19 protein-coding genes are annotated in these 23,511 nt (G+C 66.7%); 7 read left to right on the forward strand and 12 right to left on the reverse strand.

The window, feature by feature from the left end:
* Positions 1-20: 20 nt before the first annotated feature.
* Genes CHB86_RS14155 through CHB86_RS14165 form a run of 3 tightly spaced genes read right to left on the reverse strand, consistent with a single transcriptional unit; the run spans position 21 to position 3,845 of the window.
* On the reverse strand, positions 21-656 hold the full coding sequence (locus CHB86_RS14155) for an HAD family hydrolase (protein ID WP_089233714.1): 636 nt from the start codon (positions 654-656) through the stop codon (positions 21-23).
* The gene (locus CHB86_RS14160) at positions 643-3,117 is read right to left on the reverse strand and encodes an ATP-binding protein (RefSeq protein ID WP_089233715.1); all 2,475 of its coding nucleotides are present in this window, start codon (positions 3,115-3,117) and stop codon (positions 643-645) included. Before CHB86_RS14160 ends, CHB86_RS14155 begins: the two co-directional genes overlap by 14 nt.
* Positions 3,114-3,845 (reverse strand): response regulator transcription factor, encoded by a 732-nt coding sequence (locus CHB86_RS14165; protein WP_089233932.1) that lies wholly within the window; start codon positions 3,843-3,845, stop codon positions 3,114-3,116. Before CHB86_RS14165 ends, CHB86_RS14160 begins: the two co-directional genes overlap by 4 nt.
* A gap of 221 nt (positions 3,846-4,066) precedes the next feature.
* Between CHB86_RS14165 and CHB86_RS14170 the strand changes: the two genes are divergently transcribed.
* From CHB86_RS14170 to CHB86_RS14180, 3 genes are all read left to right on the forward strand, one after another.
* A complete protein-coding gene (locus CHB86_RS14170; RefSeq protein WP_089233716.1) occupies positions 4,067-5,098 on the forward strand; it encodes an ABC transporter substrate-binding protein in 1,032 nt (343 codons plus the stop codon).
* Positions 5,099-5,165: 67 nt separating this feature from the next.
* The gene (locus tag CHB86_RS14175) at positions 5,166-7,310 is read left to right on the forward strand and encodes an ABC transporter permease (protein ID WP_089233717.1); all 2,145 of its coding nucleotides are present in this window, start codon (positions 5,166-5,168) and stop codon (positions 7,308-7,310) included.
* A gap of 9 nt (positions 7,311-7,319) precedes the next feature.
* On the forward strand, positions 7,320-8,372 hold the full coding sequence (locus tag CHB86_RS14180; protein WP_089233718.1) for an ABC transporter ATP-binding protein: 1,053 nt from the start codon (positions 7,320-7,322) through the stop codon (positions 8,370-8,372).
* A 135-nt stretch (positions 8,373-8,507) separates the two neighbouring features.
* Here the strand turns inward: CHB86_RS14180 and CHB86_RS14185 are convergent, their stop codons facing one another.
* The 7 genes from CHB86_RS14185 to CHB86_RS14215 form a co-directional block, all read right to left on the reverse strand.
* Positions 8,508-9,650, reverse strand: a complete 1,143-nt coding sequence (locus CHB86_RS14185; protein ID WP_089233719.1) for a M24 family metallopeptidase — start codon at positions 9,648-9,650, stop codon at positions 8,508-8,510.
* On the reverse strand, positions 9,647-10,873 hold the full coding sequence (locus CHB86_RS14190) for a M20 family metallopeptidase (protein ID WP_089233720.1): 1,227 nt from the start codon (positions 10,871-10,873) through the stop codon (positions 9,647-9,649). Before CHB86_RS14190 ends, CHB86_RS14185 begins: the two co-directional genes overlap by 4 nt.
* Complete coding sequence (locus tag CHB86_RS14195; protein ID WP_089233721.1) at positions 10,870-12,915, reverse strand: dipeptide ABC transporter ATP-binding protein; 2,046 nt, start codon at positions 12,913-12,915, stop codon at positions 10,870-10,872. Before CHB86_RS14195 ends, CHB86_RS14190 begins: the two co-directional genes overlap by 4 nt.
* Positions 12,912-13,745 (reverse strand): ABC transporter permease, encoded by an 834-nt coding sequence (locus CHB86_RS14200; RefSeq protein WP_089233722.1) that lies wholly within the window; start codon positions 13,743-13,745, stop codon positions 12,912-12,914. The genes CHB86_RS14195 and CHB86_RS14200 overlap by 4 nt, the downstream gene beginning before the upstream one ends.
* Entirely contained in the window at positions 13,742-14,692 is a 951-nt protein-coding gene (locus CHB86_RS14205; protein ID WP_089233723.1) for an ABC transporter permease, read from the reverse strand. Before CHB86_RS14205 ends, CHB86_RS14200 begins: the two co-directional genes overlap by 4 nt.
* Before the next feature lie 78 nt (positions 14,693-14,770).
* Positions 14,771-16,324 (reverse strand): ABC transporter substrate-binding protein, encoded by a 1,554-nt coding sequence (locus CHB86_RS14210; protein WP_089233724.1) that lies wholly within the window; start codon positions 16,322-16,324, stop codon positions 14,771-14,773.
* Positions 16,321-17,580: a M20 family metallopeptidase gene (locus tag CHB86_RS14215; protein ID WP_217898316.1), complete on the reverse strand. Its 1,260-nt coding sequence runs from the start codon at positions 17,578-17,580 to the stop codon at positions 16,321-16,323. Before CHB86_RS14215 ends, CHB86_RS14210 begins: the two co-directional genes overlap by 4 nt.
* A 144-nt stretch (positions 17,581-17,724) precedes the next feature.
* Here CHB86_RS14215 and CHB86_RS14220 point away from each other — a divergent pair, with 144 nt between their 5' ends.
* A complete protein-coding gene (locus CHB86_RS14220) occupies positions 17,725-18,498 on the forward strand; it encodes a GntR family transcriptional regulator (RefSeq protein ID WP_089233725.1) in 774 nt (257 codons plus the stop codon).
* Positions 18,499-18,532: 34 nt separating this feature from the next.
* Here the strand turns inward: CHB86_RS14220 and CHB86_RS14225 are convergent, their stop codons facing one another.
* Complete coding sequence (locus CHB86_RS14225; protein ID WP_089233726.1) at positions 18,533-19,312, reverse strand: HpcH/HpaI aldolase family protein; 780 nt, start codon at positions 19,310-19,312, stop codon at positions 18,533-18,535.
* A gap of 30 nt (positions 19,313-19,342) precedes the next feature.
* Complete coding sequence (locus CHB86_RS14230) at positions 19,343-20,341, reverse strand: LacI family DNA-binding transcriptional regulator (RefSeq protein WP_176442882.1); 999 nt, start codon at positions 20,339-20,341, stop codon at positions 19,343-19,345.
* Positions 20,342-20,533: 192 nt separating this feature from the next.
* Here CHB86_RS14230 and dctP point away from each other — a divergent pair, with 192 nt between their 5' ends.
* The 3 genes from dctP to CHB86_RS14245 all read left to right on the forward strand — a co-directional run bounded on the left by dctP (position 20,534) and on the right by CHB86_RS14245 (position 23,509).
* Positions 20,534-21,538 carry a TRAP transporter substrate-binding protein DctP gene (dctP, locus tag CHB86_RS14235; protein ID WP_089233728.1) on the forward strand — a complete coding sequence of 335 codons (1,005 nt, stop codon included), beginning with the start codon at positions 20,534-20,536 and terminating at the stop codon, positions 21,536-21,538.
* A 102-nt stretch (positions 21,539-21,640) separates the two neighbouring features.
* Positions 21,641-22,189, forward strand: a complete 549-nt coding sequence (locus CHB86_RS14240; RefSeq protein ID WP_089233729.1) for a TRAP transporter small permease subunit — start codon at positions 21,641-21,643, stop codon at positions 22,187-22,189.
* 9 nt (positions 22,190-22,198) lie between these two features.
* On the forward strand, positions 22,199-23,509 hold the full coding sequence (locus tag CHB86_RS14245) for a TRAP transporter large permease (RefSeq protein ID WP_217898317.1): 1,311 nt from the start codon (positions 22,199-22,201) through the stop codon (positions 23,507-23,509).
* Positions 23,510-23,511: the final 2 nt, after the last annotated feature.

Genomic DNA, 23,511 nt, shown 5'->3' on the forward strand with positions numbered 1-23,511 from the left:
TGGCCTTCCGCGCAGGATCGTCAGGGAACGCGGCGCGCAACAGGTCGCGCCTCGTCTCGCCAGGTCTCGATCCGAGACAGGGCATCGTTGCGCCGGACGTCGAGCACCTTCATGCCGGCAGCGATCGCGGCCTGCAGGCCCTGTTCGGAATCCTCCAGTACGAGGCAATCGCATGGTTTGACCGCGAGTCTTTCTGCAGCGAGGAGGAAAATGGCGGGGTCGGGTTTCGGCACCTGCGCTTCGACCACGGTGATCACCACGTCGAACAGGTGATCCAGTCCCGCTCCGCGCAGGATGGCGCGGACGACCTCGGTTTCCGCGTTCGATCCGACCGCAATCGGCAGCATGCCCTTGAGCCGTCGCGCCAGCGCCGCGACCGGCGGATTCTCGACCGCGGTCCGTTCGGCGCGTTCCACCGTGATCCTCCGGCTGTCGGCGACAAGGCGCGCCGTGTCCAGCGCGCCGTCGTGCTCCTCCGAGAATGCGGCGATCAGGTCGTTCCGGTCGAGGCCCTTGCGCGCTTCGTACCATGCGCGGTCCATACAGGCGCCCTGAAGGGCCAGCGCGGCATTGAAGGCGTCGAAATGCAGGGTCGCCGTCAGCGCCAATGTCCCGTCGCAATCGAAAATCACCGCCTTCGCATCAGGCTTGGTCATCTCTGTCTTCTCTTTCCAGGGCAGCACGCAAGGCTGCAATGTCGAACGGCTTGGCAAGCGTCACGAGTGCCGAGCCATATTGCCCGTCGAAGGGCGTGTGCGCCGGGAGGCGCCCGGAAACGATCGCGACTGCGCGGGCTGCGCCAGTGGACAGCGCGACGGATGCAATGCGCCAACCGTCCGGTATGCCGCCAAGCGACAGGTCGGAGACGACGAGATCGAACGGCTGGTCTTCGAGCCGTGCCAGCGCCTCTTCGGCCGTTGTCTCCTCGATCAGCTCGGCCGCGTGATCCCTCAGCAGCGCGCGGGCCGCTGCGAGGTCCTCCGGGTCGTCCTCGACCAGAAGGACACGCTTCCACCCCGTGTTCGGTGCCTCCACCGGCTTGGCGCGGGGCAGGATCATGCGCACTGTCGTCCCCTCGCCAAGGGTCGAGTGTATGCCGACCTCGCCGCCGGACTGGCTGATGAAGCCGTAGACCATGGCGAAGCCGAGTCCGGTGCCGGTTCCGTCGGCACGCGCGGTATAGAACGGCTCCATCGCATGTTCGACGGTCTCGGCGCTCATGCCGCATCCGGTATCGGAAACCTCGATCACCGCCCGGTCTCCGTCGGCGGCGAGCGAGATCGTGATGGATCCCGCACCATCTATGGCCTGGGCCGAGTTCAGGCACAGGTTGAGCAGGGCGCTCTCGAGTTGCCCCGGGTCTACGCGCACTTCGATCGGTTCCGGTGCCCCTCTCGTTTCAAGCGTGATCTCGTCCCTGAGGGCCATCGCCACGAGGTCGGCCATGCCGTCGATCAATGCGTTGAGCTCGACCACCTCGGGCACGAGCTTCTGCCTCCGGGCGAAGGCCAGCAGGCGTTGAACCAACGACGTTCCGATCTCGGCGGCGTTCGCGATGGAGCCGACAAGTTCCCGCTGCGTTTCGGGCGGCGCCGTCTCCATCAGGTGCAGGCTGCCGTTGATGGTCGAGAGGATGTTGCCGAAATCATGCGCGACCTCGCCTGTCACCTTGCCGAGGGCCTCGATCCGGCGGATCTGCTGCATCCGGTCGTCAATCTGCCGCTGTTCGGTAATGTCGGCAATCAGCACCACGGCGCCGCCGCCCGGCAAGGGGCTTTCACGACGCAGCGCGTAGTGACCATCGGCCGTGGCGAGCATTCTGCTCCCGGCGGGCCCCGGCATCTCTTCCCAACCGCCCCGGGCGACCAGCTCGTCGAGGCCGACGCGCCTGCCGTCATCCGTGGGATCGAGCCGGAGGACCTCCGAAAGGCGCTCGTTCCGGGCAACGATCGCGCCGTTGTCCGACAGGATTGCGACGCCGTCGGTGATGCTGCTCATCATGCTTTCGAAGAGCGCATTGCGGTCGGCGAGGCGGCGGTTGGAGCGGTCCAGGCGGATCGCGTTGGCTCGGAAGGTCCTGAAGGCGTGGAACAGCTTGCCGATCTCGTCGCCCGCCCCCTCGCCGCGGGGAAGGCGCAGGGAGCGGTCGCCGGCGGCCAGACGCATCATCGCGTCCGAAACGGCACGCAGGTTGCCGGTGACATAGCCGGACACATAGAGCGCGGCGGTCAACGCAAGGGCCGCCGAGGCGAGGACGGCAATCAGGATGGTGCTCTTTTGCAGAGCGATTGCGCTGATGGTGTCGATGCGCTCGGCGGCAATCGCGGCCTGAGCCTCGGCCGTGACCGCTTCGGCATGGGCGATGACCGCCGCCGCGCCGCGCCGGACCCGGACCAGCGCACCCTGCGCACCGATCTGATGCATGAGCTCCAGCCGACGCAGTTCGAACAGTCCTTCGCGTCCTTCCGCGAGGGCCACCAACTGGGCCAGATCGCCCTGGCCGTCCCGCAGGCCGTCCCCATTCGCGACGCGCCGCAATCCGTGGTAGGCGCGCTGGAACTCCCCGACGCCGATCAGGTTTTCCGCCCGCCCCGCGCCAAGCAGGACATCGGCGACCCTTTGCAGCGTGAACCAGTCCTGCCGCTCCGAGAGCGGCGTGTCCGTGCTGGCTGCCAGTTGCGCATAGCGCCGCTCGGCCCTGGCCAGGGCCGCATTGGTGCGCAGGGTCTGGTCGCGATAGCCGGCGCGCGCCTGCAAATGGGCAACCATTTCGAGCGTCGCGGCGCGCATGTCGGCAAGCGTGGCGGCGAGGTCGTCGCCGTCGGCAAGCCCGGCCGCAATGGCGTCGATCACCTCGACCGTTGCATCCCCTTCCTGGGCGATGCGAAACGGGCTGTCGAGCAGCAGCAGGTATGGGGCATTCGTCGCGATGCCTGCGGCCCGACGCGACAGGGTCATCGCCGCGTCGACGGCGGAGAGCGTGTCACCGTGCAACCGGTCGACGCGGGTCGTCGTGCGCTCGAGCGCTGCCCATGCGATTGCCCCGACAAGAAAGGTGGCGAGGGTGAGCGCGGCAAGAGCGAACAGCAGGCGCGCCCTGACCGAGATCCGTTTCATCGCGCGGACCCGATCACGAAGAAGTAGCCCTGGCCGCGCCGTGTCTGCAGGTGGACGGGCTTGGAGGGCACGGGCTCGATCTTGCGTCGCAGCCGCAGGATCAGCACGTCGATGGTGCGGTCCCCGTAGTGGCTCAGGTCGGCCCCGAGTTCCGCCATAAGTTCGGGGCGCGGGATCACCCGGCCCGGGTTCAGCACCAGGTATTCCAGCAGCCGGTACTCGGCGTTGGTCAGCGCGATCTCGGAGCCATCCGCGTCGACAAGGTCGCGCCGGTCGCGATCCAGCCGGAGCCCGCCGAAGGCGATCAGGCGCTCGGCATCGCGGTTGGGAGCGTCCATGCCGGGATGCCCCGCCCGCCTGAGAACCGCCCGGATGCGCGCGATCAGTTCGCGCGGGTTGAACGGTTTCATCATGTAGTCGTCGGCCCCTGTTTCGAGCCCTTCGATCCGATCGGCCTCGTCTCCGCGCCCGGTGAGCATGACGATCGGAAGCCCGTGCCGCCGGCGCAGGGCGATCGCGAGGTCGAGCCCGTTCTCGTTTGCGAGCCGAAGGTCGATCAGTGCAAGATCGACACCGGGCTCCGGTCCGCGAGCGTGAAATGCGGCGCCATCGGCCAGGGGAACCGCCTCGAAACCGCTTTCGGACAGCAAAGCCGCCACGGTGCGCCGCAGGTTGGCGTCATCGTCTATCACCGCGATCACTGGCCGCTTGCCCCGGGGGTCCGCCATCGTTGTCATGCGCCTCCCGTGCGCTTGACGATACGGTTGCCAACATGCGCCGAGCCTGTGGCCATCGTCATCCCCTTGGCTCCGGTTTGTAACATTGTTCATCAAAAACCCGGCGCATTGCGAGTTGATATCGCTCACATCGCTCGCCCGGTGTCCGGCTTGATGCGAGACTTCCCAAGACCGTGCAGTGGAGGACTGCGCGGCAAGTCTGGGAGGACGACATGAACAAGACACTCACACTCGGTGCCGTGGTGCTGACCGCGGGCCTCGGTGCCTCGACCGCCATGGCGCAGTCGCTCAACGTGGTCTGTTCGAACGAACAGGCCTGGTGCGATCTCATGGCACAGAACTTCGAGATCGAAACCGGTATCGACGTTGCCATCGTGCGCAAGTCCACCGGTGAAACGCTCGCCCAGATCCGTGCCGAAGCGGGCAATCCCAAGGTCGATGTCTGGTGGGGTGGCACCGGCGATCCCCACCTGATCGCCGCCTCCGAAGACCTGACCGTGCCCTCCGGGGTTGATGTTTCCGGCCAGCTCGGCTGGTCGCAGAGCATGACCGAGATGTCGGGTGGCAAGGCCGTCGGCGTTCACGTTGGCCTGCTCGGCATCATCTACAACACCGAGGTTCTGGCCGAGAAGGGCCTCGAACCGCCGGCCTGCTGGCGCGACCTCGCCAAGCCCGAATACGAAGGCGAGATCCAGGTGGCGAACCCGAAGTCCTCGGGCACGGCCTACACCGAACTGGCGACGCTGGTTCAGCTCTTTGGAGAGGACGAGGGCTTCAAGCTTCTCGCCGATATCGGCCGAAACGTGAACCAGTACACCAAGTCCGGCTCCGCGCCGGGCAAGGCCACCGCACGGGGCGAGAACACCATCGGCATCGGCTTCATGCATGACATGGTGAACCTCAAGAAGCAGGGCTTCCCGGTAGAGATCGTGGCACCCTGCGAAGGCACCGGGTACGAGGTCGGCGCGGTGTCCATCATCAATGGCACGCCCAACATGGACTCCGCCAAGAAGTGGGTCGAATACGTGATCTCGGCGCCGGCGCAATCGGCCGGGCTTGAAGTGGGGGTCTTCAACATCCCGTCGAACCCCGACGCGAGCACCGATCCCGACGCCCCCGACATGGCGGCCGTGAAGCTCATCGACTACGACTTCGCCACCTACGGTGCGTCCGACACGCGCGCCCGCCTGCTCGACCGCTGGGAAGCGGAAGTCAAAGGCGCCGGCGGCGTCGTCGAAGAGTGATCTTCCAGCAAGCATGAAATGACCGGCCCCGCCACGCGCGGGGCTGGCGCTACGGGGGAGCGGTGGCATGAAGCGCATTGCGGTGTTCTGGCTGGTGGTGGGCGTGATTGGCTGGGCCCTGCTGCCCTGGTACCTGACGGAGGGCGGCTTCTGGCGGTTCGGATGGCTCGCCGACATGTCCGGCACGAACATATCGGCGCTTGGTGCGGCCCTGACCGGCAAGCCCTGGCTCTGGCTGCCCGCTCTCGGCTTTGTCGGGGCGGCGCTTTCGCTCGGGCTCGCCCGCAGCCAGCTTGCCACGGCGCGCGGACTCTTTGCGTCCGGCACCGCCGGGCTGGCCCTACTGATGGGTCAGGCGCTCCTGATCGGCACCCGTTACGGCGTGTGGGAGGCGGAGAACCCGGGCATCGGCGCGGGGGCCTTCGTGACGGCCGCGGCGCTCCTGTTCATCGCCACGACCGGCATTTCCGGGCTCGGCAAGGGACGGGGCGATGCTTTCGTCACCGGCCTTGTCGGTGCGATCGTCGCGCTGGTGGCGATCTTCGTGTTCTTCCCGCTCACCTTCATTCTCGTGCGGGCCTTCGAGCTCAAGGGCGGTGGCGGCCTGGGTTTCGGGGAATTCCTGCCGCGTTTCCTCTCATCCAACATTTGGGGCATCGGCTGCATCACCGGCGGCGGCAGCTGCGGCCCGGCAATCAACTCTTTCCTGCTCGGGCTCTCGACCGCCGCGGGCACCACGATCATGGGGCTGATGTTCGCGCTGATCTTCACGCGCACCGACTTCCGGGCAAAGAAGCTCCTGCGCGTCCTGACGGTGCTGCCCATCATCACCCCGCCGTTCGTCATCGGCCTTGCGCTGATCCTTCTGTTCGGTCGCGCCGGCACCATCACCGAGTTCTTCTCCTGGGCGTTCGGCTGGGAAAAGACCCGCTGGCTCTATGGCTTCCATGGTGTCTGGCTGGCCCAGATGCTGTCGTTCACGCCCATCGCCTTCCTCGTGCTGATCGGCGTGGTGGAGGGGGTGAGCCCGTCGATGGAGGAGGCGAGCCAGACGCTCGACGCCAACCGCTGGCAGACCTTCCGCTATGTCTCCTTCCCGCTGATGCGCCCGGGGCTGGCAAACGCCTTCCTGCTCGGCTTCATCGAGTCGATTGCCGATTTCGGCAACCCGCTGGTGCTGGGGGGCAATTTCAACGTGCTCTCGACCGAGATCTATTTCGCCATCGTCGGCACGATCGCCGACCCGGCGCAGGCGGCGATCCTGTCGATCACGCTCCTGACCTTCACGCTGACGGCCTTCCTCGCGCAACGCTTCTGGGTCGGAAAGAAGAACTACGCGACCGTCACCGGCAAGGCCGATTCCGGCCGCCACGCCGCGCTGAACCCGGTGCTGAGGTGGACCGCCTACCTGCTGGCGCTCCCCTGGGCATTCTTCACCATGGTGCTCTACGCGCTGATCATCTTCGGCTCCTTCGTGAAGCTCTGGGGGTATGACCACACCTTCACGTTCGAGCACTACCTGCGCGGCTTCAAGATCGTGGTCCGAAACGGGGTGCATTTCACCGGGGCGGCCTGGGACAGCTATTTCACGACGCTGACGATCTCGGCCATAGCGGCCCCGCTGACCGCCGCCGTCGGGCTGGCCACGGCCTATCTGCTGGTGCGCCAGAAGTTCACCGGCAAGGATGCCTTCGAGTTCTCGACCATGCTCTCCTTCGCGATCCCCGGAACGGTGATCGGCGTGGCTTACATCATGGCGTTCAACTTCCCGCCTATCGAGCTCACCGGCACCGGGCTGATCCTGATCATCGTGTTCATCTTCCGCAACATGCCGGTCGGTGTGCGCGGCGGCATTGCCGCGATGAGCCAGCTCGACCGGTCGCTCGACGAGGCCTCGATCATGCTCGGCGCGAATTCCGCGACGACCCTGCGCCGGGTGATCCTGCCGCTGATGGGACCGGCCATCCTTGCGGCGCTGACCTACAGTTTCGTGCGCGCCATCACGTCGGTCTCGGCGGTGATCTTCCTCGTTTCCGCCCGTCACAACATGGCGACGAGCTTCATCGTCGGCCGGGTTGAGAACGGCGAATACGGCATCGCCATCGCCTATGCCTCGGTGCTGATCGTCACGATGCTCACCGTCATCATCGCCATGCAACTCGTGATCGGCCGGCGCACCCTGCGCCGGGCGGATCGCATCGAAGCCCATTAGGAGTGCCCAATGACCAAGGGATCCGTCCGTTTTGAAGGCGTCACGAAGCATTTCGACGACGTCGTCGCCCTGAAGCCGCTCGATCTCGACATTGCGCCCGGCACGCTGGTCACGCTCCTCGGGCCCTCGGGATGCGGCAAGACCACGACGCTGAGGCTCGTCGCCGGGCTGGAGCCCCCCACCTCGGGGCGCATCTTCATCGGAGGCGAGGACGTCACCCACCTGTCGGCGACCTACCGCAAGGTGTCGATGGTGTTCCAATCCTACGCGCTCTTCCCGCACATGACGGTCGCGGAGAATGTCGGCTACGGCCTCACGGTCAAACGCATGCCCAAGAGCGAAGTGCGCCCGCGGGTCGAGGAGGGGTTGGCAATGGTCGGGCTCGAAGGCTTTGGCGACCGCTTGCCGTCGGAGTTGTCGGGCGGGCAGCAACAGCGCGTGGCGGTGGCGCGTGCGATCGTGCTCGAGCCGGAAGTGTTGCTGCTCGACGAGCCGCTTTCGAACCTGGACGCAAAGCTGCGCCGGCATGTGCGCGAGGAGATCCGCGAGATCCAGCAACGGCTGAAGCTCACCGCGATCTACGTCACCCACGACCAGGAAGAGGCGATGGCCGTCTCCGACCGCATCATCGTGATGAAGAACGCCGAGATCGCACAGGAAGGCACTCCGGCGGACCTGTACGAACGTCCGAATTCTGCCTTCATCGCCGATTTCATCGGCGACGCGAACCTCCTTCCGGTCGACGTGACCCGTGCCGGAGAGACGGTCGATATCGTGGTCGACGGCCGGCAGATGGCCTTGCCCACCGCCTTCGCGACGACCGGTCAAGCCAACCTCGTCCTGCGCCCACACCAACTGCGCCTGACGCGCGAGGCGGCTGCGGATACGTTGCCCGCCGAGGTGAGCTATGCGGCCTATCTCGGCAACCAGGTGCAATACACGCTTACCACCGCCCTCGGGGAGATCTTTGCGGTCACGGTGCCCGACGCCAACCCGTTCCAGAAAGGAGACCGGGTGCACATCGGCTTCGACCCGGCGGCGGCCCGCATCGTGTCGGTCTGACCGGGATTGCCCGGCGCTCGGGGTGTCTCGCGCCGGCGCGGCAATTCACGCCGGAGGCCGATGGCCTGACCGCTGCGAAGCCTGCCACCGGATCATCCGGAAGCACGCGGCATCCCGGGCCGGTCTAGCCGGCGGCTATTCCCCGGCCACAAGGATCCGCCGGTCGGTGCTGGTCAGGCGATGACAGCCGTCCGCAGCAACCACGACGGTCTCGGACAAGGCCAGGCCCCGCGCGGTCGTGTAGAGGTGAAACACCTGCCATTCGCGGAACCGCCAGTCGGCGCCAGGGTGCAGGCTGACCATGGTTTCCGAGGAACGGGGTGTCTTGGCGTAGATGCCGAGCTGATAGCCGGTGATGTTGGGATAGCTGTCGCGCAGCCCTTCCCGCAGCATTCCCTCGCGCAGGAGCGCGTCGGCGTCGCGGGCGGCCACGCCGGGGCGGATCGCTGCGAACTGCGCGTCCTGGAGAGCGGCCATGCGGGCCATCACCTCGGCATTCTCCGCCGAGGGCGCCCCGAGACTGATCGACCGCATGAACCGCGCGGAGTACAGCTGCACGCGCGGTACCAGCTCGACATGCAGGATGTCGCCATCACTCAGGCGGTCCTCGGTGAAGGTTGCGTGCAGGAAGCCCATGCCGTGACCCTGGGTCTGCGCGGCGCGCCGGGCGATCGAGATGGGGCCAACCCAGTAATCGTCTGCGCCGTTCCGCAGGTAGTGTTGTGCCCCGATCGCCGAGGCGTCGCGCGCCCGCATGTCCGGGGCGATGCCCCGCGCGATGGCGGCCATTGCCCCGTCGGCAATGCCGGCCGCGCACGCGATCAGGGCGATTTCGCCGGCGTCCTTCACGTCGCGGATGCGGTTCGAGACCTCGTGCAGGTTCACCCATTCGGCGTCGGGAAGCAGTTCGGCCAGCCGGTCGCGAGTATGGACCGTGAACCCGAACGAGGTGAAATCCGCCCCGATCCGCGCTGCCCCGAAGCGCCGCAGGACCGAGGCCACGGCAGCGTGAGCGTCCTCGTGGTCGGCATAGGTCTCGACCTCTGGCACCCACGTCGCGGCGCGGCAGGGGACCTCGTCGATGGCGCGCAGGATCCAAACCGGATCGCCTTCCAGCGGCAGGACACAGCTGCGATAGAAAGTTTCCGAGATGGTGAAGCCGGTCAGCCAGTGCAGCATCTCGGCGTGGTCGCACAGGAAAAGCCCGGCCCCCGCCTGCCGCATGGCCGCACGCAGCGTCTCGACGCGGGTGGCGAAGGGGGCCGGGATGCCGGTCATGCCGCCGGTTCCAGCCCGCAGATCCCGGCGATGGTGAGGATGTAGATCTTCACGCAGTCGATGAACTGGCTCTTGCGCACACGTTCGTCGGGCATGGTGTTGAACTCGCCTCCCGGTCCGCACACGACGCCCTCGATACCGGCCGCCGCCAGGTGCGCGGCGTCGGTGCCGAAGAAGCACGAGGGCGCGATCGGGCCGGTCGGCTGCGGCATGCCGCGCACCGTCTGGTAGGCGGCGTTCACCGCCTGGACGATGGCGGAATCGCGGGCCACCTCGAAGGGCGGCATCTGCGGCTTGTTCTTGCGCTGGTCATAGCTGCCGAGCGACCATTTCAGCCCGGGATATTCCAGTTCCAGCGCACGCAGAAGCACGCGCATGTCCTCCAGGACCGACTCGACGGTTTGCGAGGGCGCGTAGCGGCAGGTGCCGAGGATGCGGGCACGGTCGGCGACCTGCGGCGGGCGCCATTCGTGGAACTCATCGCCCAGGCCCGCGCGCAGCACGCCGACATGGCCCCGGTTGACCGCCTTGTGGTCGGCCGTTTCGGCCCCGGTGAAGGTCATCGCGTTGATCCGCGGCACCAGCGCGGCGGCGGCGGCGAGGGCGTCGCAGGCCTCGGCCCGTTTCGAGACATGGCGCGTGTTGCCTGTCAGGTCGATCTGGTATGAGAACGCGCCGGAGTGCAGCGTCATCGCCTGGATGTCGGTGGGTTCGGAATTGACGAAGTAGTCCGCACGCACTCCCTGTTCCAGCATCCGCACGGTGCCGATCCCGCCCTGAAGCTCGCCGATCACGAAGGAGAGGATCACGTCGCCCTTGGGCTTCATCCCTGCCTTCAGGATCGTCTCGACCGCGCAGAGATAGGCGGCGTCCCCCGCCTTCATGTTGGAGACGCCGATGCCGTAGATGAACTCGTCGTCGATCACCCCGCCCCATGGATCGACCGTCCAGCCGGTCGTCACGGGGTTGGTGTCGAGATGGCCATTGAACAGCAGGCTGTGTCCTCCGCCGCTGCCCCTCAGTGTGCCGATCGCGTTGACTCTCTGGCCCTCGACCGGTTGCAGTTCCGAGTCCAGCCCGAGGCTCTGAAGTACCCCGTGCATATGCTCGGCCAGAGCGCGCTCGCCATCTGTCTCGGAATAGCTCTTGCGCTGCACCATGTCCGCAAGCCGGGACAGGCAGGCGTCTTCGTCGACGGTGGCGATCAGGTCTTCGGGGGTCATTGGGTCGTCCTTGTCGTGTCGGAGGTCTTGAACTGCCAGATCGGCGGAACCGCGTTCAGCGCCGCGTCGGAAAGATGGCAAAGGATGTCGTGGCCCGGTTCGGGCGCGCGCAGGGGCGGGCGGCTGCTGTCGCAATCGGGCCCGATATGGCGGGGGCAGCGGCTGGCGAAGGGACAGCCGGACACGTCCTCGGTGCGCTTGGGCAGGCTACCCTGCAGGCGCACGCGGCGGGTGTCGCTGCCCGGATCGACCGAGTGGGACGAGGACAGCAGCGCCTCGGTGTAGGGATGCCACGGAGCGGCGTCGAGCGCGGCTATTTCGCAGGTCTCGACCATCTCGCCCAGGTACATCACCGCCAGGCGGTCCGCGATGTGGCGCAGGATCCCGAGGTCGTGGGTGATGAACACCAGCGCCGCGCCGGTGGTCGCCTGGATCTCCCGCAGAAGCCGCACGATGGCCGCCTGCACGGCGGCATCGAGGCCCGAGGTAATCTCGTCGCAGATGATCACGTCCGGCTCGGCGGCAAGTGCGCGGGCGATGGCGACGCGCTGCTTCTCGCCGCCGGAAAGCTGGTGCGGGTAGCGCGTGGCATAGTCGGCGGGCAGGTGCACCCGTTCGAGCAGCCGGGCGATCTCGGCGGGCCTGTCGACCTCGGGTCGGAAGAGCTTCAGCGGGCGGCCGAGGATGGTGGCCAGCGTGTGGCGCGGGTTGAGCGAGCTGTCGGGGTTCTGGAAGATGGTCTGCACCCTCGCCCGCCAGGCCGCGCTGTCCGGCGCGGTGGGGGTTCCCGCCAGCATTGTTTCGCCGGTGAATCCCTGGAGGCCCGAGAGTGCGCGCGCCAGCGAGGACTTGCCACAGCCGGATTCGCCGACCAGCGCCAGCGTCTCGCCCCGGTTCAGCCGGAAACTCACGTCGCGCACCGCGCGCACCTGTGGCGTTGCCCTGCCGCGCAGCCGATCGACCAGCGCCGTCCGGCCATACGTCACGGACAGGCCCCTCGCTTCCAGCAGGGCGGTCTCTCCCCGCGGCGATTGCAGCGGGGCAGGGGCCTGCGGGGCGGGCAGCGTTTCGCCCCGCGCGACGCGGGCACAAGCGATCTGGCGATCTTCCACGTGGGAAGGATGGACCCGCTGCACGTCACAGACCGAGGGGTCGTGATGCGGGCAGGAGGCCGAGAACAGGCAGGGCGGCATCTCGCCCCGGCGTGGTGCGGGCCGCGCGCCGCTGGTGGCAAGGCCCCGCCCCTCCAGCCGGTCGGACGGGCGCGGCAGGCTTGCCAGAAGCGCCTGGGTATAGGGATGTTTCGGCCCGGCGAAGATCGCCTCGGTGGGGCCTTCCTCGACGATGCGGCCGCCGTAGATCACGGCGACGCGGTGCGCGATCTCGGCAACGGTGCCAAGGTCGTGGCTGATGAACAGCGCCGATACGCCGGTGCGGGCCTGGAGGTCGCGGAACAGGTCCAGAAGCGTGGCCGCCGTGGTCGCGTCCAGCGCCGATGTGGGCTCGTCGAACAGGATCAGCTCCGGCTCGCAGCCGAAGGCGAGGGCCAGCACCACGCGCTGCTTCTCGCCTCCCGAAACCTCGTGCGGGTAGCGCGCCATCATCGCGGCGGGGTCGGGCAGGCCGACCATGCCGAGCAGCTCGAGCGCACGGTCGCGGCGCGCGGCGGGGGCAAGCCCGGTGTGCCGGCCCAGTGTCTCCAGCAGGTGATCGCCGAGGGTCTGCACCGGGTCCAGCGTGGTGGCGGCGTTCTGGAACACCATCGCGATGCGCCGCCCGCGCAGGGCGCCCAGCTCGGCCTCGGGCAAGGCGGTGATGTCGTCGCCGGCCAGCGTGATCGTCCCGTGTTCGGCGTGAACCTTGCCGGGCAGGTCGCGGATCACCGCGTTCGCCAGCGAGGACTTGGCAGAGCCGCTTTCACCGACCAGCCCCAGCACCTCTCCCCGTCCGATATCCAGCGAGATGCCGTCGAGGATGCGCACCGGTCCCGTGGGCGTATCGTAATGCAGCGCATAGTCTCGGAGACTGAGAGCGGGGGTCATGCGTGGTCTCCGGTCCGGGGGTTCAGGACGTCCCGCAGCCCGTCGCCCAGCAGGTTGAAGCCGATCGCGACGATGGCGATGGCCGCGCCGGGCACGGCCACGGGCCAGGGGCTTCGGAACAGGTGGTCGCGCGCTTCGGCGATCATCAGGCCCCATTCCGGGGCGGGTGGCTGTGCGCCGAGACCGAGGAAGGACAGCGTGGCGAGCGTCATGATGGCGAAGGCAACGCGGATTGTGCCCTCGACGATGACGGGAGCGATGGTGTTGGGCAGGATCTCGGCCCCGACGATCCAGGCGAGGCTTTCGCCCCGCGCCTTGGCGGCCGCCACGTAGTCGAAGCTGCGCACCTGAAGCGTCACCGAGCGTGCGATGCGCGCCATGCCTGGCGTGAAGGCGATGCCGATGGCCAGCACCGCGTTCAGTGCCGACGAGCCGAGCGCGGCCAGGATCATCAGGGCAAACAGAAGCGAGGGGATCGCCATGAGCGCGTCGGTCAGGCGCATCAGGATCTCGTCCACAACGCCGCCGAGATAGCCCGAGACGACGCCGATCAGAGCTCCGGCCGCGGTGCCGATGAACGTTGCCAGCAGCGCCAGCAGCACGGTGGATTGCGCACCGACCAGGATCCGGCTGAGAAGGTCGCGCCCGTACCAGTCGGTGCCGAGGGGGAACTCGGCGGACGGCCCTGCGAAACGGGCGCCGAAATTGAACGCCTCCGGGTCCTTGGGGGCGAGGGCGGGTCCGAACAGGGCGGCGAACATCACCAGCGCGCAGAGCGCCAGCCCGGCCGCGCCCTGCGGGTTGCGAAGCAGGGCCCGAAGAGTCTTCATTTGTACTGGATCCTCTTGTCGAGCGCGGCATAGGCGAGGTCGGCCGCGAGGTTGGCCAACGCATAGGTCAGCGCCATGATGAGCGCGCCGGCCTGAAGCATCGGCAGGTCGCGGTTCTGGATCGCCAGGATCAGCTGCCGCCCGATGCCGGGGAAGGCAAAGACCTCTTCGACGACGATCACCCCGCCGATCAGGTATCCCACGTCGAGCGCGATCACGGTGATCGCGGGCAGCATCGAGTTGCGCAGCGCGTGGTTGTAGATCACCTGCCGCTTCGACAGGCCGCGCAGGCGGGCCGCGCGAACGAAGTCGCTCTGCAGGGTGTCGACCATCTCCGACCGGACCATGCGGCTGATGTGGGCGGTCAGGATCACCGCCAGCGTGATGACCGGGAGCGCCATGTGGCGCAGCGCGGCCACCGGGTCTTCGGAGAACGGCGTGTAGCCCGACGCGGGGAACAGCCCCACGGACGGCCCCGCCAGCCGGGCCAGCAGCAGCGTCGCCAGCACGAACTCGGGCAGCGAGACGCCGAGGTAGCTGACCACCGACAGGCCGAGGTCGGCCGGTCCACCTCGGCGGGTGCCGGCTACGACACCAAGCGGAATCGCGATCAGGCAGACAAGCGTCAGAGACAGTGCTGCCAGCATGGCGGAGCGCCCGAACGCGGCCATGATACTGGGCCCGACCGGCTGGCTTGTGCGCAGCGAGACGCCGAAATCGCCCTGGATCGCGTTGCCGAGCCAGTTTCCGTACTGGACGATGGCCGGCTGGTCGAGGCCCAGCCTTTCGTTCAGCGCTGCCAGCGCTTCGGGGGTGGCGTATTCACCCAGGATCATCGTCGCGGCGTTCGCAGGCAGAAGCTGCGTCACGCCGAAGACGATCAGCGAGACAAGGAAGGCCGTCAGCGCCAGGTAGGCGAGACGCCGCAACAGAAAGCTGGCCGACATGTCGGTGCTCCGGCTAGGAGGAAGAACAGGGGCGGCCGCGCCGGGAGAGGGTGCGCGGCCGCCGGCGACGGGCGGCGCTTAGCTGCCCGCCTCGAGCCAGACCTTGTGCAGCGCGAAGTTCGCGCCGCGCGGGTTCTGCTCGTATCCCATGACGTTCTGGCCGCGCGCGCCCAGCAGATCGAAGAAGCATGGCACCAGGGCAGGCACCTCTTCCCGCATCAGCTTTTGCGCCTCGGCGTAGAGTTCCGAGCGTTCGGCGGTGTCCGTCGTGGCGTCGGCTTTCGCGACCAGCGCGTCGAACTCGGCATTGTTCCAGCGGGTCTCGTTCCAGCTCGCTTCCGAGGTGAACAGCAGGTTGAAGATCGTGCCTTCGGTCGGCTGCATGTTGTAGTATCCGACATAAAACGCGCCCTTCTTCCAGACCTGGTCGAGATAGGTCGGGTGGTCCATCGTCTTGACGTTGATGGTCCAGCCGCCGGGCTTGGCCATCTCGCGCAGGACGACGGCCATGGCCGAGCGGTAGTCGGGCTTGACCGACGCAACGAGGTCGATCTCGATCCCGTCGGGATAACCGGCCTCGGCCAGCAGCGCCTTCGACTTCTCGGGATCGTACTGCTTCAGCGGGGCGTCGGAGAAATAGGCGTAGGAGGCATTGACCGGGCTGTCGTTGCCCGGCGTGCCGTAGCCCTCGGCGACGAGTTCGACCATCGCTTCTCGGTCGACGCAGCACGACAGGGCCTCGCGGACCTTGGGATTGTCGAACGGCGCAACGGTGCAGTCCATCACCACGTCAAGGAAGCGGCCGGAGGGCGTGCGCATACCCTCGATACCCTCGCCGGCCGCGATGCGGGCGAAATCCGTGGGCTGGATCTCGGTCAGCAGGTCGACCTCGCCGGCGAGCATCGCCGCCGCTGCGCCGGCAGCGTCGGGGAATGTGCGGACCTCGACCCGGTCGAGATAGGGCTGGCCCTCGACATAGTAGTCGGGGTTCTTCTCGACGATGGCGCGGTCGTCGGCGATGAACTCGACCAGGCGGAAGGGGCCCGAGCCCACCGGGGTCTGACCCAGGCTGTCGAAATCGGCTTCGATGACCGAGGCGGGCACGATCTTGGCAGTGGGATAGGTCAGCGCGACCGGCAGGTCGGCATAGGGCGTGGCGGTGCGGATGATGACCGCAAAATCGCCATCGGCCACCACTTCCGAGATCGGTCCGAGGTTGCGGCTGCCCGGCGCCGCGGTCTCGGGGTCAAGAAGCTTGGTGAAGGACGCCACCACATCTGCCGAGGTGAGCGGCTCGCCATTCGAGAAGGTCACACCTTCGCGCAGGGTGAAACGCCACTCGGTGGCATCCGCGCTGGCGCTCCACTCGGTGGCGAGGTCCGGCGCGGCGGTCATGTCCGGGCTCAGCATGGTCAGGCTGGAGTACAGCATCTCGGCCAGCAGGTATTCCGAGTTCAGCCGCAGAAGCATCGGGTTCAGCACCGAGGGCGTGATGTTCAGGGCAACGCGCAGCGTGCCGCCGGGCGTGATGTCCTGGGCCTGCGCCATCGACACGAGGCCGGGCAGGGTCATCAGGCCGCCGGTGGCCGCGGCCGAGCGCAGGAAGCCGCGGCGATCGAGGGTAAACGTCATTGAGGGGATCCTTCTGTTGGAGCATTGCCGGTCTGTTCGGCGCCCTGCGGCGCGCATCCTTCGGCCAGGAACAGGAAGATCGCGTCCGACAAGCTGCGAAGATCCTCGACCGTGGTGAATTCGTCGGGCCCGTGCACGTTGCGGTCCGGGCGGGACAGCCCGCCCAGCAGCATGTGCTTCAGCCCGGCCTTCTGGACCCAGCCGAAATCCGAGGACGTGCCCGAGCCGTAGCGCAGGAAGGCGTCCTCCGGCAGGCCGAACGCCCGGGCGCGGGCCAGGATCCAGCGCCGGGTGGCCGGGCCATCGGGATCCGAGACGGGGGGGAGGTGGCCGGTAACCTGCATGGTCCAGTCCAGGGCGGGGGTGCCTTCCAGGGCATTGGTCACGGCGGCCCGCAACTCGTCGAGAACGACGTCCTCGTTCTCTTCGGCGAGGTACCGGCGATTGATCGTGGCCTGCGCCAGCCCCGGCAGTGCCGATCCCTTTTCGCCCGCATGGATCGCCGTCACGTTCAGGCGCGCACGCAAGGGGCCGTCCGACCAGGGCGGCGGCGGCAAGGCGGTGGTGCGGGTTTCGACCGTCGTCTTCAGCGCGTTCAGGGCGACCAGCGCGGGCAAAAGCGCCTCGGCGGCGTTGATGCCGCGGTCAGGTTCGCCCGAGTGGCTGGCGCGCCCGGTCACGGTCAGCGTCATGTCGATCGATCCGAGGCACCCGGCCCAGATGCGCGGCTCGGCCGAACCGTTCAGGTTCAGCAGCACCTCCGGCAGGGGGCGCGTTTCGGCAAGGTGGCGGATGCCCGGATACCGCCCGCCTTCTTCGTCGGTGCAGAAGGCCAGCACCGGCCGGAAAGCCAGCGGCGTGTCCGCCGTCGCCAGTCGCAGCAGCGCGTCGCGTACGGCGACGATGGTGCCCTTCATGTCGGCGGTCCCGCGCCCGTAGAGCCGATCGCCCTGTTGGGTCAGCGAACAGGGCGCGACCGTCCAGCCGTCGCCGACAGGGGCGGTGTCGGTGTGGAAGTAGATCATCGCCTCGGGAAGTGCGTCGGTCGCGCCGGGCATCTCGGGCCGCAGGATCAGGTTGATCCGTTCGCCGGACAGATTTGGCCCGTCCCACAGGTCGCGCGGCACGATCACCCGCTCCGCCGTGCCGCCGAGCGGCCGGAAGAGGTCCGCCACCAGATCCGCGAATGCCGCGTAGCCGTCACCTGGCGGCATGGGCGTCGGGCTGCCGATCAGCGCGCGCAGCGCTTCGATCATGTCGTCTGCATCCGGCGCGGGGGCGTCTGCAAAATCAGCAAGGGCGAGCTCTTTTCTCATACCTATATAGAAATACTGCTAGACGATTCTTGGTAAGTGTGGTTTTTGAGGAAATATTAAGCACCAAGTGAACGGGAGTTACTCATGTCCGAAGCGCCAGACCTTCCTGAATCGGACACGCTGGCCGCGGATCTCGTGCGCAAGCCCCTTCACGAGCAGGTGCAGGAACGCATTCTGAGGCATATCATCCTGGGCACCTGGGCGGAGGGATACGTGTTGCCGCCGGAGACCGAGCTGGCGAAGCAATTCGGTGTGTCGTACGGCACCATTCGGCGCGCGATGGCGGATCTGACCGCTTCGGGGGTGATCATGCGCCGCCGCAAGACCGGCACCGTTGTGACCGGACGCACGCCGCATCACTCGATGTCGCAGTTCTACAAATACTACCGGCTTCACACGATCGAGGGGCGGCTTGCCAGCAGCCGGACGGTGCTCGTCGACGCGTGCCACAGGAGCGCCACCCAGGACGAGGCCGAGCGGCTCGAACTGCCGGCGCGTGCGCCCTTGGTCTACATGCACCGCTTGCGGCTGATCGACGACCGTCCCGTGATGATCGACCGCGTGACGCTGCCACTGGCGCTGGCGCCGGATTTCCCCGTGACAATGGAAGAGATGCCGACGCTGATCTACAAGTGGCTGCTCGAGCATAGCGGGCTGCGCCTCGCGGCGATCCGCGAGAAACTGGTGGCGCGTCTTGCGACCCCGGAGGACCTGAAATACTTCGACCTGCCGCTCGACGAGCCCCGCGCGCTGCTGGATATCGAAGAGGTCTCATACGATTCCAACAACCGCCCTCTGGTGGCGATGCGGCACGCCGCGCTGACCGAAGACCACTGCTACATCAACGAAATCAGGTGAGGCGATCCGATCCGAACGTAAGGTGTCGAACGTCTCATGGATCCTGTCGATGCTGCGCGCCCGTCGCGTGAAGGGCGTCGGCCTCGGCATTGGCGCCGCGCAGCATGAAGGCATGCTCGGAGGCGACGAAAAACATCGTGACGCCCATGTCGATCAGTGCGGGGGCGGCGCTGGAATTCGCGGCGAAGGTCATGAAGGCCTTGCCTGCGGTCTGCGCCACAGCGCCTGTTCTGCGCATCGCGTCCAGCACCTTCGGGTCGGACATGTCGGTCTTGCCGTAGCAGACCGCGAGATCCGCGGGCCCTACGAACAGCCCGTCAATCCCGTCCACCGCGGCGATGTCGGCGGCGGCTTCGACCCCTGCCGGCTCCTCGATCTGGGCGATGACGATGGTCTCGTCGATGCTCTGTTGCAGCACGTCCTTCATGGGGCGGGTCGCGAAACCGGCCCATCGGGTCGATCCGGCAAAGCCGCGCCCGCCTTCTCCGAAGCGCGCGGCGCGGGCGATGTCGCGTGCCTTCTCGGCGCTGTCCACATGCGGCGCCACGACGCCGATCGCGCCGCTGTCGAGCGCCTTCAGAATCTCGACCGGTGTGCCGGTGGGCAGGCGGACCAGTACCGGGAAATCCAGCGCTCGGGCGATCGCAAGGCAGGCGTCCATGCGCGCCCGGTCAAAAGGCGCGTGCTCGGTGTCGAGGCAGACGAAATCCAGCTTCGACCTAGCCAGGACCTCGATTATCTCGTAGGCCGGGGTCTTGAGAAAGGTGCCGGCAAGTATCTCGCCAGAGGCCATTCGCTGTTTGAATGTGGTCATGTTGGTCTCTCGATGGGTGTCCGGAAAGGCTCAGGCAGAGCCGCGTTCGATCAGTCGGCAGGGGATCCAGATCTTCTCCTCGACCTTCTCGCCCTCGACGACCATGCGGGTGATCACTTCCGCTGCGCGCTTCGCCATGGCGTGCACGGGCAGTCGGATCGTGGTCAGCTGGTTGCTTTCCCATTCCGCCATCGGGATGTCGTCGAACCCCACCACTTTCATGTCTTCGGGAAAGCGAAGCCCGGAGGCGGCGCGCAGCCGGTCCATCAGCCCGATGGCGAACAGGTCGTTGGGGCAGAGGAAGCCGTCCGGCATGTCGCTGGCCTCGGACAGCAGGGTGTCCGCTACGCGGGCGCCGTCCTGGTAGGTGTAGCCTCCGTCGAAAACCTTGGCGGGGGCCTGGCCCATGCGTTCCAGCCCGGCCAGGTGGCCGGCCAGTCGGGCGGCGCTCGTCCAATGGCCGGGGGCGCCCTTGGCGACTGCAATTCGACTGCAACCGCGTTCAACCAACAGTCGGGCGGCGAGGTTGCCACCTTGAGTCAGGTCGGCGCAGACCGAGGCGGCCACCGCGTCGTCGTCGATCCGGTTCAGCAGCAGAACCTGAAGCCCTGCGGCCTGGAATTCCTGGACCAGCCCCGGCGAGATGTTCATCGAGGTCAGGATAACCACGCCGACCTGGTACTGCCGGAAGGTGGCGATCAGCTTCGCCAGGTCTTCGTCGGCCCCGAGCTGGCCCGAGATCGGTATAAAGTTGTTCTGTTGCAGCGACATGGAGATCGACTGGTGCAGGACCGCGTGAATCGGATTCTTTAGCTGCCCCATCAGGATGCCGACAATCTGCGACCGGCGCGAGGTCAGGGCCTGGGCCAGCGCGTTGGGTTGGTACCCCAGTTCCTGTGCCGCCTTCAGGATTCGCTCGCGCGTCTGCTCCTGCACGGTATGGCCGCGCGAAAACGCCCGCGACACGGTTGCCCGTGACACTCCGGCCCGTTGGGCGACGTCGTCTGCGGTGACTCTTCCCTCTGCCATCGGCGCTTCGCTTTTCTTTTGATTTATAAGGATCATGACCGGTTCCTGTGTCCGTGTCCAGTCTTGTGAATGTACGCGCGTTCATAAATTTTGGCCATAAAATAATAGAGTCACTTGACGCATGCTTGTGCATTCGTGCATTCGTAATGAACGCGCGATCATTAGGTCGGTCATTTTCTGGGAGGAAGACGCATGACAACTCACTCGTACAAGGCTCTTGGCGCAGCGGCGGCCATGGCGATCCTGGCCTCTGGCGCGACTGCGCAGGAGATCTCCTGGGACCTGGCGCTTTATGGAAGCCCTGCGTTCCGCGTGGCGGGCGAGAGTTTTGCGCAATATGTCAACGAGAACAGCGGTGGCAAGATGGAGATCACCGTCCACAACGGCACGCTCTCGCCCTCCCGCGAGGTCCTGGACAACGTGTCGATCGGTGCCTTCGAGCTGGGCTACGTGATCTCGAGCTATCATCCCGGCAAGAACCCGCTGCTGTCGGTTCTTGATCTGCCGTTCCTGCCGATCCCGACCATGGAAGACCGTCTGGAAGTCGCCGAGATGGTCTATCAGAACCCGCATGTGAAAAAGGAATTCGCCAAGTGGGGCGTCGTGCCGGTGATGACCGTGGTGCAACCGAACTACGAGGTCATGGGCAAGGGCGAGGCGCCGACCGGGTTGGACTCCTTCGACGGCATGCGCATGAAGGCGACCAGCGGCATCGGCAACGCGCTGGCGGTGTACGGCGCGAGCCTCGTCAATGTCAGCGGACCGGAGCAGTACAACGCGCTGCAGACCGGGGTGATCGACGCGGTCGCGGCGACCCCGTCGGCGCACGGCGGCTACAAGCTCTATGAGCTGTCGGACTGGTACACGACCGGCATGGCGGCGGGCACGGCGCATGTGACGCTGGTCGGCAACGAGATGGCCTACAACGCGCTGCCCGACGACATGAAGGCGCTGCTGGAGGAGGCCAAGGCCTATGCCAACGCCGAGACCATCAAGGCCCAGAATGGCGCGGCGGATCAGTACGTGCCGGAGCTTGAGAAGCACGGCCTGCAGCATGTCGAAGTGACGCAAGAGATGATCGACACACTGCGCAAGGAGGCCGCGCAGCCGGTGTGGGATGCCTATGTGGCGGACCTCGAAGGCAAAGGCATGCCCGGGCAGGAGATGCTCGACCTCGTGCTGAACGCCAGCAAGTGATCCTCCACCGGGCGGGTGCGCACCTCCCCCCCCCCTTTCAAAGCGCCCCGCCCGACCTGTTCCCCGACAAGCGCGCCCCATGGCGGGCGCGGCGGAGGTTTCATGCTCGAGAAGCTGGACAAGGCCCTGATGCGGGTCGAGTACCTGACCGCGTGGCTCGGCGGCCTGACGATCTTCGTCATCATGCTGCTGGTCACGACCGAGGTGCTGATGCGGCGCCTCTTCAACGCCCCGATCCAGGGGCAGATCGATTTCATCCAGATGGCGATGGTGACGTTCAGCGTGCTGTGCATCTCCTATTGCTACCGGCAGGCCGGGCATATCCGCATGGACATGCTGCAGAAGATGGCCCGGGGGCGAATGGGCTGGGCAACGCATCTGTTCGCCACGATCGTCGCCCTGTTCGTGGTGCTCGCGATCCTGCCCGGCACATGGGCGCACTTCATGCGTGCCTGGGAGCTGGGTGACACCACCATCGGTGTCGGCCTGCCCACATGGCCGTCCAAGCTGGCGGTCCCCGTCGGCCTGGGCATCCTTGCAGCGAGACTGATGCTCGAGCTCTGGGTCTTCGGTCGCCTGATCCTGAACGACAAGCTGAAACCCATCGGCGTGCCGGAGCCCCCGGACCCCCTCGAAGACATGGACGCGTAAGGACACATGATGGATCCCTCGACTATCGGCGCTTTGGGGTTTCTGGCCCTCGTCATCATGGTGATGACCGGCGTGCACATCGTCTTTGCCACCGCGATCACCGGCTTCCTCGGCATCGTCGCGCTCAAGGGCTGGGCCGTGGCGGTCAACATCGCGGGCATCATCCCGCATTCCGCGGGCTCGAACTACCTGTTCAGCGTCTTGCCCATGTTCATCCTGATCGGTTTCTTCGCCAGTTCCTCGGGCATGGTGCAGGGGGCCTACCGCGCGGCCAAGGCCTGGATCGGCTGGATGCCCGGCGGGCTCGCGGTGTCGACCGTGCTGGCGGCGGGGGCCTTTGGTGCGGTCTCGGGGGCGAGCCAGGCAACGGCCGCGGTTTTTGCCCGCGTTGCCATCCCGGAACTTCTGAAGCTGAAGTACTCGCCGTCGATCTCGGCTGCCGCCGTCGCGGCGGCGGGAACGCTGGCCTCGCTCATTCCGCCCTCGGCCGCGCTGGTTGTCTATGGCGCCATCGTAGACGAGAGCATCGGCCGGCTTCTGTTGGCCGGTTTCATCCCGGGTGTCTTCTCGGCGCTGCTCTATGCCGGGTTCATCATGTTGCGCTTTGCCGCGAACCCGGACCTCGGCCAGCCGATCAGGGGGCTGGACTGGGCCGAGCGCGGCAAGTCCCTTCTCGATGTCATGCCGATCATCCTTGTGATGCTGATGATCCTCGGCGGCATGTCCACCGGCTGGACCACACCGACCGAGGCAGGGGCCACCGGTGCGGCGATCGTCTTTGTCTACGCCCTGTTTCGGCGCCGGCTCAGCTTTGCCGATCTGCAGAACTCGCTGGTCGAGACCGCCAAGCTGACGGTGATGATCTTCTCCACCTTCTGGGGCGTGTTCATCTTTGCGCGTTTCCTCGCCTTCACCCGGCTGCCCACCGAGATCGCGGAGTGGCTGGTCGCGCTGCCGTTCTCGCCGACGATGATCCTGATCGCGATCCTCGTGGGCTATGCCTTCCTGGGCATGTTCCTGAGTGCCTCGGGGATGATGCTGCTGACCCTGCCGGTGATCTTTCCGGCGATCGTCGAGCTGGGGATCGACCCGATCCTCTTTGGCATCCTTGTGATCAAGATGGTCGAGATCGGGTTCATCACGCCCCCTGTCGGCCTCAACGTCTATGTAGTCGCCGGGGTCCGGCCCGACATTCCGATCGGAGGGATCTTCCGCGCGGTCTGGCCCTTCGTGCTGATCGACATCCTCACCGTGGCGCTGCTGATCATCTTCCCGTCCATCACCCTGTTCCTGCCCAACCTCGTACTCGGGGCGGGCTGACC

It is taken from the genome of Tropicimonas sediminicola (genome assembly GCF_900188335.1).
In the GTDB taxonomy this organism is placed as follows: Bacteria; Pseudomonadota; Alphaproteobacteria; order Rhodobacterales; family Rhodobacteraceae; genus Tropicimonas; species Tropicimonas sediminicola.

Bases quoted from the DNA above. Each gene is read 5' to 3' on its own strand.
- CHB86_RS14155 (WP_089233714.1), bottom strand. From the start codon at position 656: ATGACCAAGCCTGATGCGAAGGCGGTGATTTTCGATTGCGACGGGACA.
- CHB86_RS14160 (WP_089233715.1), bottom strand. From the start codon at position 3,117: ATGAAACGGATCTCGGTCAGGGCGCGCCTGCTGTTCGCTCTTGCCGCG.
- CHB86_RS14165 (WP_089233932.1), bottom strand. From the start codon at position 3,845: ATGGCGGACCCCCGGGGCAAGCGGCCAGTGATCGCGGTGATAGACGAT.
- CHB86_RS14170 (WP_089233716.1), top strand. From the start codon at position 4,067: ATGAACAAGACACTCACACTCGGTGCCGTGGTGCTGACCGCGGGCCTC.
- CHB86_RS14175 (WP_089233717.1), top strand. From the start codon at position 5,166: ATGAAGCGCATTGCGGTGTTCTGGCTGGTGGTGGGCGTGATTGGCTGG.
- CHB86_RS14180 (WP_089233718.1), top strand. From the start codon at position 7,320: ATGACCAAGGGATCCGTCCGTTTTGAAGGCGTCACGAAGCATTTCGAC.
- CHB86_RS14185 (WP_089233719.1), bottom strand. From the start codon at position 9,650: ATGACCGGCATCCCGGCCCCCTTCGCCACCCGCGTCGAGACGCTGCGT.
- CHB86_RS14190 (WP_089233720.1), bottom strand. From the start codon at position 10,873: ATGACCCCCGAAGACCTGATCGCCACCGTCGACGAAGACGCCTGCCTG.
- CHB86_RS14195 (WP_089233721.1), bottom strand. From the start codon at position 12,915: ATGACCCCCGCTCTCAGTCTCCGAGACTATGCGCTGCATTACGATACG.
- CHB86_RS14200 (WP_089233722.1), bottom strand. From the start codon at position 13,745: ATGAAGACTCTTCGGGCCCTGCTTCGCAACCCGCAGGGCGCGGCCGGG.
- CHB86_RS14205 (WP_089233723.1), bottom strand. From the start codon at position 14,692: ATGTCGGCCAGCTTTCTGTTGCGGCGTCTCGCCTACCTGGCGCTGACG.
- CHB86_RS14210 (WP_089233724.1), bottom strand. From the start codon at position 16,324: ATGACGTTTACCCTCGATCGCCGCGGCTTCCTGCGCTCGGCCGCGGCC.
- CHB86_RS14215 (WP_217898316.1), bottom strand. From the start codon at position 17,580: ATGATCGAAGCGCTGCGCGCGCTGATCGGCAGCCCGACGCCCATGCCG.
- CHB86_RS14220 (WP_089233725.1), top strand. From the start codon at position 17,725: ATGTCCGAAGCGCCAGACCTTCCTGAATCGGACACGCTGGCCGCGGAT.
- CHB86_RS14225 (WP_089233726.1), bottom strand. From the start codon at position 19,312: ATGACCACATTCAAACAGCGAATGGCCTCTGGCGAGATACTTGCCGGC.
- CHB86_RS14230 (WP_176442882.1), bottom strand. From the start codon at position 20,341: ATGGCAGAGGGAAGAGTCACCGCAGACGACGTCGCCCAACGGGCCGGA.
- dctP (WP_089233728.1), top strand. From the start codon at position 20,534: ATGACAACTCACTCGTACAAGGCTCTTGGCGCAGCGGCGGCCATGGCG.
- CHB86_RS14240 (WP_089233729.1), top strand. From the start codon at position 21,641: ATGCTCGAGAAGCTGGACAAGGCCCTGATGCGGGTCGAGTACCTGACC.
- CHB86_RS14245 (WP_217898317.1), top strand. From the start codon at position 22,199: ATGGATCCCTCGACTATCGGCGCTTTGGGGTTTCTGGCCCTCGTCATC.